Genomic DNA, 10,595 nt, shown 5'->3' with positions numbered 1-10,595 from the left:
CATACTCCGATAGCAGAAATGCACTTCGGTTTAATCACTCGAGAATCCCACTGATGCCGTAAGGCTATCAGCTTGCTCCTTTAGGCGTGGGAGTGTCAAAAATGTCATTTAACAAAATGGTGCATATCAGAAAAAAAGATATGTGTCTATTTCTGTTAAGGGTCAATTTATTCCATAAGTCAAATTCAATCTCTTTCTTATTGAAAAAGGATAAGTTTATTATGTAAAGAAGCCATTTTGTGAAAGATTCATCAAAATGGCTTCTGTTGGTCTATCTAAGAATATGGACATACAACAAATATTTGTTCTGGCTTTATTGCAAAGCTATATTACTTAAATTATATGTCTATTTTAAACGCTTATCATACATAAGTTGAAATTGAATACCATAAGGATCCTGAACAATCCCGTAAGCTTCACTGAAAACATTCTTAGCAAGAGGAGTAATAATTTGAACTCTATCATCGCTTGTTAAATTATTATAATAGTTTTGAATTTCTGCTAAGTTTGCACTTTGAATACAAAGTGAAATATTATTACCTACATTGTAGCTTTCACTAGGTAGCATTGTTTCTTCAGCAATCATTAGTTTAGTTTTTCCTAGCTGAAGTACCGAATGTGAAATATAATCTTTGTTACCTTCTGTTAATACAAGTGAATTATCACGTTTTGCCATATCTGAATATGTCACACATAGTAGCTCCTTAGCATTTAAGTGTTTTTTGTAAAAGTTAATTGCTTCATATGCTTTGCCATTCATAGATAAAAAAACTGCAATTTCTAATGTCATTGAAATGACCTCCTTTTATAATTGACACTTTTAGTATAGACTTTAAAGGTATCAAACAATGACACCATTTAAGGAGTTAATATGAATAAGTCTGAAAGATTAAATGATATGTTGCAATTCATAAATAATAAAAAGACTTTTAACCTTAAGGATTTGATGGAAAAGTATAATATATCAAGAAGTACAGCGATTAGAGATGTTCAATCTTTAGAATTATTAGGGATGCCAATTTATGCTGAGCAAGGTAGAAATGGGAGGTATTTAGTATTAGAAAATCGTATATTATCTCCAATTATCTTTACTGTGGATGAAATGTTTGCTATGTACTTTGCTATGCTGACTTTGGAAGGATATAAAGCAAAACCATTTGAATATGAAATAAGTAATTTAGAAGAGAAGTTTAAAAAAGTTATACCTATTCAAGTGAAAGAAAATATTGAAAAAATGAAAGAGTTAATTAGCTTAGAAATAACCAACCATAGTAATTTTAATCCTTACATACAAGATTTAATTCAAGGCATTATGGATGAGAAAATCTACCAAGTGTCCTATAAAAAAAATAAAGAAAAAATACAATTAACAGGTCAGTTTATAAAAATAAACTCTAAATTTGGGCAATGGTATGCAAAATTTTACAATATCGATAAGCAAAGAGTCCAAACTTTACGGTGTGATAAGATTTTATCACTAAAAATGGTTAAAGATAGAATGTCAATGAGATTAGAATATTTATTATCACTATTAGGAACCTACCATAAACAAGAAAATGCTATTCATTTCTCCATTGTTGTAAATGATAAAGGAAAGGACTTATATGATAAGGAGCATTATCCATCAATGTCAATTTTAAGAGAAGACGAACATTATGTTATATCAGGCTATTACAATTTGAGCGAAGAAGATTTTATTTCAGACTACATTTTGCGCTTTGGTCAGAACATTATTTCTATAAGTCCGAACTCATTAAAAACTTTGATTCAAAGCAAGTTGAAGGTTATTACGCTACACATAAATAATATAAACTAACTCGATTGTGTTGATTATAATACAGAGAAAACCATTCTAATCGACTTTTTTCAGTAGCATATAGCCCCTCATGAGTAAATAAAATATTCCAATTTGGCGCATGTCTGAAATATAGATATGTGTCATTATTCATTTTAGGGCCATGTTATTTAACAACAAAATATTTCATATTTATTGTGTGAAAAGGGTGTTTAATGGTAGTAAGTAATAGTAACGTGGAGATGGCTTAAGCTATTGATTTAGACAATTATGTTTGGTATAGTTGTCTTATTATAGAAGGGAGTGAGGGTAAACCATGACTAATTTAATGAGGATAACCTTGGAAATTAAATGTATTGCCTCTCACTCATGCGGATTAAATAATTAAGCCTCCATGAAAAGCGTATGTAAGTATATTTTCGAAAAAGAACGTAATGTGAGTCACAAGGTTAATTTATATAACCCTGTGGCTTTTTTAATTTCTGAAAGATAAATAAATTATTACAGAGAAGTACTTAGCATTTAATTTCCTGTTTTTCCTCACATAAGTTAGTCTAGTAAATTATATCTCAGAGTCGTTAGATAATGGGGGAGGTTGTTGAAGAACGCCATAAATTTATGGGTAGGAGTTGATATAGTGCTTACTTTACAAAAAGTACAGCCAACGGAAGAGAATATATTACATAGCATAATGCAGTTTTACATATATGAATTCAGTAGATATATTCCTTCTATAATATTAGAACAGGATGGAACCTATGTACCTTTTAATTTAGAGAAGTATTGGGTTAATAGTAACTTTCATGCTTACTTTATAAAATTAGAAGATGAATTTATTGGATTTGCTCTTGTTGAAAGCTCAACTGAGTCGAGCCCAAACACAATTCAAGAATTCTTTATTATGGCTAAATATAGTGGTAATGGCTACGGAAAAGAAATAGCGAAAAAAGTATTTACCATGTTTCCTGGTGATTGGAAGATTACTCAAATAGAAAAAAACAAGCCTGCTCGTTATTTTTGGCAGGGAATTATTAACGATATTTGTAAGGGTGAATTTACTGAGCGTTTTGAAGGTGGAAAATACATTCAAGAATTTAATACTAAGTCAGAGTGCAAGATTTCGAATCATAGGATATAAGAATATAAGATTAATTCTGTATATTTCCAGTAAAAAATATTAGGAAAGAAGGAATTTTCATGATACATGAAGCAGATATCAATGTAAGAAAAAAGTTGTTTCCTATGTTCAAAGATATGGATAATACCATGGTTCTTTCGTGTCTTCAAGGTCATATGGGAACTGTTTGGGTTGATGATCTTGAGAACCCAACTATTGCACAAATTATGGTAGGCATTTTTGTATACTATGCTGGTAACCCATATTCAAGGGGGGCTGAGGAGTTACTATACAACCTTCCTGAACATATCTATGTGATCGTAAATAAGGACGAATGGAAAAATCGTATAGAGACTGTTCATAAAGGAGTTTTGGATAAATTTCAACGATATAAATTCCAAAAAAATCCTGAAGATCTAAACCAGAGTCATATACACACTTTTTTATCAAAATTATCAGAAGGATATAGACTACAAAAAATAGATTTAACATTAGCGAAAGAACCATCTCTTCATGAAATTTCAGAGGATTTTACAAGTCAGTTTGATTCGATAGATGATTTTATAAATAGAGGTATAGGGTATGCCATTTTATATGATGGACAAGTTGTATGTGGAGCGTCATCATATAGTATTTATAATCATGGAATTGAGATTGAAGTTGCCACACATCCATTGCATAGAAGAAAAGGCTTAGCATCAATAGCAGCATCTGCATTGATTTTAGATTGTCTTGAGAATGGGTTTTACCCTAGTTGGGATGCAGCCAACATTGAATCTGCAAACTTAGCACAAAAACTTGGATACGTGTTGAAAGAGTCATATGACACGTATTATATTAATTATAAAAAATAAGCAAAAATTAATAACCATTATTCCACAATATGGCGCAAGAAGGTGGTCAAGGCTATCTGGACTACCTTAAGAATAATTACCTATTAAGGAAACACAAGTGATAATGTGGTTCCTTGGACTATTTTTTAGAAAATCTCACACATCTTTAAAGAAGTTAACATAACATACTGTACATTTACATGAAGACATAATAGCAAAATCCCTTACTCAATGAGTAGGGATTTTTTTGAGTTTACTTTGGTTGCAACAGAATTCTTATTTACTTTCGTCTCTGGTGACGTCGATGCACTGGCAAGTACTATAAGAGGGGGAAAACATACTATTCAATTTTTGAGCGGATTTACACATGTTTATGGAAATTTAAGAATAATTAAGGTTACTAAAAAACCTCCTAATAACTGGAATGTTTTGTAGGGTTGTTATTTTGACTGATGTCTCTTACTTATATCTTGTCTAGTCAATTTACTCGTCATAGATTCATCGATACCATTTTTAACAGCACGTTTGATTATCTCATATAAGACAATAAAGAAAATAGGTACAGCAAATAAAGCAAATAAAAGAACAGTTTCCAAGTGAATCACCTCATGTTAGAAAGTAATTCACATGGTGAATTATAACAATAATTATAATGAATTAAGTAAATAAAATAAGCAAAGTGGAGAATAGAAAAAAGCCTTGAATTATGCTTCAAGACTGAAAAATGGGTATTAAAACTAGTTAATTATATGAGAGTTATTAGCATGAAATGAATATTTTTTTATTATTTTGTGGTGATATCAGACTTAATAGCAAAAATGTTTCATAAAAAACACTTCAAAAATAATTGAAGGTGTACACTGATAATACTTGCTTTCTATTTATTAATTTTTGATTCATTGATGGCGTTCTTAACAGCTAGTTTAATCACCCAATATAAAATATTTGCTCCGATTACGATAAAAAGTAAATAAATAAATAACCCCATCAATGGTGTAAATGCATTAAATGTCATCTTAAAACCCACTCCTGTATATAAAGTTTATGTAATAGGTGAATAAATATAGTGTCTATTGTAACAAAAGACCCTTAAAAAAAATAAGTAAATACAATGATAGTTGTGTTTACTACCAGAAAATTCTATTTCTAATAAATGACAATGAAAATAAACAAGGTGATAAATATTAAGGAAATCCCAATTGCTGGACTAACATTTTTCTTCAATATGCTTAGTTTCTTTAGAGTCAGATAAACAACTCCAACGGCTAATATGATATATATATCTTCATACTTTGGTGAGAAATAATGAACAACAGTGGAAAAAAGTAAAACTATCAGAAGAAACAATGGAAATTCAAGTTTTATATTTATCACCTCTAGTTTAATTATAAGATAATTCTAACGAAATGTTTAGTAAACGCAAGATAGGTTGTGGTTAATAAGAGGGCAGAAGATAACAGAATGAGAGAAAATTATCAAACTAAATGTTCAACATGCCACATTCACCTAATGTTACTCAACAATATGGCGCATTTCTGCAATGAAACGCGTCTTTTCTTTTGGAAAGAGCCATAATAGTTGCTAAGTCAAAAGAATCAATCACTATATTTTATAGTTAACTTCAACAAACTTTTTCTTGAGAACTTTTCTGACCTCTTCAATTTTTTTATCTTTCTTAGAGTGAAGAGAGAAAATAGAAAAACTAAAAAATATGTTACATAGCTATAGTCCATCTCGCCTTTTGTAATAATTCTTCCCATAATATATGCCCCTCTCTCATACTCTTAATTATAATACTGCTTCTTTTCGAATAAGCGGTGGAATGTATTGCATCAATGCTTATTTTTCTTCGGTAGTTAATAATGTCTCTTAGCTTCAAATATCCAAATATCGATCGAAAAAGGGAAATTACATTTTATAAAATAAATTATATGGTACATTTTTTATAAATTGCACGAAAATTTTTGCTCAATTATACAAAACAGAAACTTTATTTGAGAATCGACGTCTATTATGTAGATAGTGACTATAATAAACGACTTTCATTTACGTTATATGAATTACTTATAAATCTATACTAAATACATTGGAGGATTATTGTTTTGAATCAAACTATTTACTTAATTCGACATGGAGAAACAGTTTTTAATACTGAAGGACGATATCAAGGTGAGCTTGATTCCCCTTTAACAATAGCGGGAATTGATCAGGTCAAAAATATATCAAGGCTATTAAAGCTATTAATCGATGATCCAAATGAATGGACGATATATTCGAGTCCACTAGGAAGAACTATTCAAAGTACAAAAATTATTTGTGAAACTCTGGGCTATGATTTTAATAAGGTAATTATAGATAATACAATAAAAGAAGTATCCGTAGGTTCTTGGGCTGGTTTAACAACTAAGGAAATAGAAGCTACATGGTCTAAGCTTATAAAAAATACAGATAGTTATAATTGGTATTTCAAATCTCCAGATGGAGAAAGCTATGAAACTGTTGTAGAGCGGGCATCCAAATGGCTTGATAGTATAAAGGGTAGAGAAAAAGTAATTGTCATTTCACATGGATTAATGGGGAGAGTGTTAAGAGGAGTATACAAACAAATGGATAAAGAGGAAGCATTAAGATTAGAAGTATCACAAAATACCTTATTTAAATTGAATAATCAGGACATTGAGCGAATCAGTTACGAGTATGAGGAATTTTAATAAATCCAGGTCAAGAGTATAATGTGTAAGAAAAGGTTTTATAAAGATTTTCTTTATTCCACAATATGGCGCATGAATATAGTCATGTCTATCTCGACCATTTTAGGGATAATATTTATTCAAAATAGGTCAACTAGATTAGATACTGGTTGACTTCATAAGAATGGCATTATTAATGGGAATTACTTTTCACACAAAATTTTTGTAAAATTTCACAATCGTGAAGGCTTAGATAAATCCTCCCTCTAATGCTTTTAATTAATTTATTGATGCATTTTCTAACTGAATAAATACAATTCTAACATTGAGTGGAAGGTTTAAAGAAATTTATAATATTAACTTATATTCTCTACCTCATCTTTTTCTCCAGCAGCAACTTGGACAAAATAATGGATGAAAGGGCTTTTATTGATAAAGAAAGCATCTCCTTATTTGAAGATACAATGAGTCAAGTACACTCCTCTACTATAGTACATAAGATGGTTTGTAAATAACAATTTATTAATCTGAGGGGATTGATGGGTACTGTGTGCCTTATATGTATCAACATCCTTATAATGTGAATGTACCAATGCATACTTTTAGAAAGCCTAAACCTTATTGGGCTCATTCTAATAAGGTATATGGCTCGTATCTGCCATATTATAGTCATAATAGGCTTGTATTAAGAGATTATGGAGCAAACCCATTTGTTTTAAATATCAATGAAGCTACCTTACAAAATAATACCTACCGTACAGCAATATGGACAGGTAAGCATTTTCAAGTTACATTAATGAGTCTTAATGTTGGTGAGGATATTGGTTTGGAAATCCACCCTAATACTGATCAATTCTTAAGAGTTGAACAAGGTCAAGGACTTGTTCAAATGGGTAAGGAGAGAGAAAGCTTAAGTTTCCAAAGAAGAATTTTTGATGACTCCGCCATTATGATACCTGCTGGAATGTGGCACAATGTGATAAATACAGGTAATGTTGCATTAAAACTATACTCGATATATGCTCCACCAAACCATCCATTTGGTACTGTTCATAGGACTAAAGCAGATGCAATGGCTATAGAAGAAGGTAACGGAACTAGAGATGGAATACAGTAGATCTTCAGAAAAGTCATATGAAACAATAGAAGATTGGGAACTTATAGAAGTATTCAAACTTTTACAGCAAGGCAAAAATATGAAATATGAACATCATAATATTGAATGATCCTGATCATATAATAACACCATTTGTTAGTGCTAAAGATAACTTTTAACCATAAATTCAAAGGTAAAAGGGTGATATTCAACAGAGAAAAATATGTAACCTCCTAGTTCTGTGTATGAAAGGAGGTTAGCAATGGGGTGGGGGAAGTTCGCGATTTTTAGTGCTATAATGACCTTATAGTTGATGGATACAGGCTAGAGGTCGCTGGTTCGAGACCTGTCGAAATCATCCTAACGCTAGAATCCTTGATAACTCAAAGGTTCTAGTGTTTTTTTATTTCCGTTGACTTGAGCTTTGACTTAATCGTAGGGTTATGCTTCCATTAACCGACAAAGAAATGGTGATCATATTCCATACGTCCAATCACGGATAAGACTTACGGTATATAATATCGTATTAAACTGTGATTATGGAGGAATAACAATGACTCAATATAAAAAAGTAACAACGTGTTGCGGGAATACTATCAAGGAAGGAAAACCGTGTGATTGTCCGTGTCAATTAATTACTGAAACCTCATCTCTTGATTATATAGAATTAGCGACAGGGGATGTAATAGAGGCATACAATGGGAGACCAATTGGATTACACGGTGAAGCTGAACTTACTGTTTCTGACCCAACAGGAAATGAAAGAGTAGTTATTAACTTTACTTCAAATGGTGTAATACAGCCTATAATTTTAGATTTAGCTACTAAAAACATTAACAAGCTCTTTTCATTTAAAAATGTAACGAGAGTAGAAATAACGGATATAATTGGAGGTGGAAATGTTTCTGTTGATATAAATTGTGATGGTATGACAGAGCCATGTAGTTAGGTGTCTGCACGGCACATTTGACCCGTACCTTCTAACAATTTCGCCTTAAAGTAGAAATTGTATGCAGTATTGTATTGTAGTAAAGCATAGGAAACACTTCTATAAATACCGTCACATCAATGTTTGTGAATGCGTATTGGTTCCTTAGTGATTAGTATGAAAACTAGTAAAGAATGGCGGATGCAGCGAAATTAAAAATCTGAGTGATATTGCAAAGGGAAAACGACTGACCCCAAGCGCCCCCAGCGAATAGCCTTTATCTGCCAAAAGAACAATGCAGATTCAAAAAAATTACTTTGACCTTATGCTCGCATACACTGTAATAAAAGAATTAAGGAGGTCGGTACGATGGTACTGGCTTATGTAGTGAGTAACGGGCCTAACACTATATCTGTAATCGATACGAAAACGCATTCTCTTATCGCTAGTACGTTAGTGGGTGGTGACCCTAATGATGTTGCGATTTCACCTGACGAGAAAATTGCATATGTCACAAATAGAAGCTTTCAAAGCAATACCATGTCCGTGATTGGTACGAAGACTCATTCAGTCATTGCTACTGTTCAGTTGGGGTTATCTCCAGTTGCTGTCGCTTTTACACCAGATGGAAAACTTGCTTATGTAGCCATCGATGTTGATTCCAACCTTACCGTCATTAATACTAAAACCCACTCAGTTATTGCTACCGTAGGTGTAGGAATGAATCCGAATAATATCGCAATTTCTCCTAATGGAAAACTTGCTTATGTAACAAACAGCAGTAGTAATAACTTGTCGGTAATAGATACGAAATCGCACTCTATTATTGCTACGATTCTCGCAGGAATCAGACCACAGGACGTAGAGTTTACTCCGGATGGGAAACTAGCTTATGTAGTAAATCAAGGCGATGATTCAACAAGTGGTTCCGTCACAGTTATTGATGTGAAAACGCACTCTGTTGTCGCTACAATTCCGATAGCTAATCCGGGCGACAGTCCAAGTAATATAGCGATATCACCAGACGGGAAACTAGCTTATGTAGATACTTTTAACGGAAATACAGTTACGGCTATTGATGTAAAAACACACTCTGTTATAGCTACCGTGTTAGTAGGATCGGGGGCTGATAATATAGCGATATCACCTGATGGGAAACTAGCTTATGTTACTTTCACAAGAAATGTGATTAGTGGTGTGTCAGTAATTGATACGAAATTACACTCGGTTATTGCAACTATTCAAGTAGGGGTTGGGCCGGTAGATATCGCTTTTACACCGGATAGTAAACTTGCCTATATAGTAATGGAACCGGATGATAATATATCTGTGATTGACACGAAAACTCATTCTGTTATTGCTACTATTTTTGTAGGGGGACAACCTGAATCTATAGCAATCAATCCTGATGGGAAATTAGTTTACGTATGTAAACGTGAAGACGTTAGTGGTTTTTCTTCTGTAGCTGCTATAGATGTTAAGACTCATAGTTTGATAGCGACAATCAATGTTAGTGATGACCCAAGAGGCATTTTTTTTACACCCGACGGGAAATTAGCTTATGTAGTATGTCAAGATGATGGGAATGTAACAGTTATCGATACAAAGACACATTCCGTAATTGCTACCTTGTCAGTAGGGAACAGACCTAATAATATTGCGATTATTCCGAACGGTAAATATGCATATGTCGTTAATCAAGGTGAGGGTTCAATACTCGGCTCTCTCACAGTAATTGACGTCAAAACTCATTCGATAGTTACTACAATTCCGATTGGTATTCAGGGAGACATGCCAAATAATATCGCAATTTCACCTGATGGAAAACTCGCTTATGTAGCCACTCTCAACGGAAATACAGTTACTGCCATCGATATAAAAACACACTCAATCGTAGCAACGATAGAGGTGGGAGATAACAATCGTTTTGTCGAATTCACACCTGATGGAAAATTTGCGTATGTTGGAAACTCGAGCGATGGCACTGTCTCAGTTATTGACGTGAAAACTCATACAGAAATCACAACTGTAGACGTTGGTACTAATCCTGAGGCGATTGCATTCACACCGAACTAATCTAAATTACATTAAATATAAGCTCGCTCATCAATCGGCGGGCTTTTTCGCGTGCACTAA

The 10,595-nt window shown here is 32.7% G+C and carries 10 protein-coding genes; 7 read left to right on the top strand and 3 right to left on the bottom strand.

Annotation, left to right across the window (positions count from 1 at the left end; genetic code table 11):
- Nucleotides 1–346: 346 nt before the first annotated feature.
- Nucleotides 347–790, bottom strand: a complete 444-nt coding sequence (locus SLH48_RS20620; protein WP_320259657.1) for a VOC family protein — start codon at nucleotides 788–790, stop codon at nucleotides 347–349.
- A gap of 81 nt (nucleotides 791–871) precedes the next feature.
- Here SLH48_RS20620 and SLH48_RS20615 point away from each other — a divergent pair, with 81 nt between their 5' ends.
- The 3 genes from SLH48_RS20615 to SLH48_RS20605 all read left to right on the top strand — a co-directional run bounded on the left by SLH48_RS20615 (nucleotide 872) and on the right by SLH48_RS20605 (nucleotide 3,766).
- Nucleotides 872–1,816, top strand: coding sequence for a helix-turn-helix transcriptional regulator (locus SLH48_RS20615; protein WP_320259656.1), 945 nt, complete (start codon nucleotides 872–874; stop codon nucleotides 1,814–1,816).
- Between the two features lie 577 nt (nucleotides 1,817–2,393).
- Nucleotides 2,394–2,933 (top strand): GNAT family N-acetyltransferase, encoded by a 540-nt coding sequence (locus tag SLH48_RS20610; protein ID WP_320259655.1) that lies wholly within the window; start codon nucleotides 2,394–2,396, stop codon nucleotides 2,931–2,933.
- A 59-nt stretch (nucleotides 2,934–2,992) separates the two neighbouring features.
- A complete protein-coding gene (locus SLH48_RS20605; protein ID WP_320259654.1) occupies nucleotides 2,993–3,766 on the top strand; it encodes a GNAT family N-acetyltransferase in 774 nt (257 codons plus the stop codon).
- Between the two features lie 419 nt (nucleotides 3,767–4,185).
- Here SLH48_RS20605 and SLH48_RS20600 read toward each other — a convergent pair whose 3' ends face one another.
- Complete coding sequence (locus SLH48_RS20600; RefSeq protein ID WP_320259653.1) at nucleotides 4,186–4,341, bottom strand: hypothetical protein; 156 nt, start codon at nucleotides 4,339–4,341, stop codon at nucleotides 4,186–4,188.
- 281 nt (nucleotides 4,342–4,622) lie between these two features.
- Nucleotides 4,623–4,760: a hypothetical protein gene (locus tag SLH48_RS20595; RefSeq protein WP_214484013.1), complete on the bottom strand. Its 138-nt coding sequence runs from the start codon at nucleotides 4,758–4,760 to the stop codon at nucleotides 4,623–4,625.
- Nucleotides 4,761–5,847: 1,087 nt separating this feature from the next.
- Here SLH48_RS20595 and SLH48_RS20590 point away from each other — a divergent pair.
- From SLH48_RS20590 to SLH48_RS20575, 4 genes are all read left to right on the top strand, one after another.
- On the top strand, nucleotides 5,848–6,456 hold the full coding sequence (locus SLH48_RS20590; protein ID WP_320259652.1) for a histidine phosphatase family protein: 609 nt from the start codon (nucleotides 5,848–5,850) through the stop codon (nucleotides 6,454–6,456).
- A 538-nt stretch (nucleotides 6,457–6,994) separates the two neighbouring features.
- Nucleotides 6,995–7,552 (top strand): cupin domain-containing protein, encoded by a 558-nt coding sequence (locus SLH48_RS20585; RefSeq protein ID WP_320259658.1) that lies wholly within the window; start codon nucleotides 6,995–6,997, stop codon nucleotides 7,550–7,552.
- Nucleotides 7,553–8,084: 532 nt separating this feature from the next.
- Nucleotides 8,085–8,480, top strand: coding sequence for a hypothetical protein (locus SLH48_RS20580; protein WP_320259651.1), 396 nt, complete (start codon nucleotides 8,085–8,087; stop codon nucleotides 8,478–8,480).
- A 348-nt stretch (nucleotides 8,481–8,828) separates the two neighbouring features.
- The gene (locus SLH48_RS20575) at nucleotides 8,829–10,535 is read left to right on the top strand and encodes a beta-propeller fold lactonase family protein (protein ID WP_320259650.1); all 1,707 of its coding nucleotides are present in this window, start codon (nucleotides 8,829–8,831) and stop codon (nucleotides 10,533–10,535) included.
- Nucleotides 10,536–10,595 lie beyond the last annotated feature (60 nt).

The organism is Cytobacillus sp. IB215316 (assembly GCF_033963865.1).
Classification (GTDB): domain Bacteria; phylum Bacillota; class Bacilli; order Bacillales; family SM2101; genus Nanhaiella; species Nanhaiella sioensis.
The sequence above is the reverse complement of the archived record's forward strand: the minus strand, read 5'-3'. Positions and strand labels throughout refer to the sequence as shown.

Coding starts and splice junctions, on each gene's coding strand:
- SLH48_RS20620 (WP_320259657.1), bottom strand. CDS start 790: ATGACATTAGAAATTGCAGTTTTTTTATCTATGAATGGCAAAGCATAT.
- SLH48_RS20615 (WP_320259656.1), top strand. CDS start 872: ATGAATAAGTCTGAAAGATTAAATGATATGTTGCAATTCATAAATAAT.
- SLH48_RS20605 (WP_320259654.1), top strand. CDS start 2,993: ATGATACATGAAGCAGATATCAATGTAAGAAAAAAGTTGTTTCCTATG.
- SLH48_RS20595 (WP_214484013.1), bottom strand. CDS start 4,760: ATGACATTTAATGCATTTACACCATTGATGGGGTTATTTATTTATTTA.
- SLH48_RS20585 (WP_320259658.1), top strand. CDS start 6,995: ATGTATCAACATCCTTATAATGTGAATGTACCAATGCATACTTTTAGA.
- SLH48_RS20580 (WP_320259651.1), top strand. CDS start 8,085: ATGACTCAATATAAAAAAGTAACAACGTGTTGCGGGAATACTATCAAG.
- SLH48_RS20575 (WP_320259650.1), top strand. CDS start 8,829: ATGGTACTGGCTTATGTAGTGAGTAACGGGCCTAACACTATATCTGTA.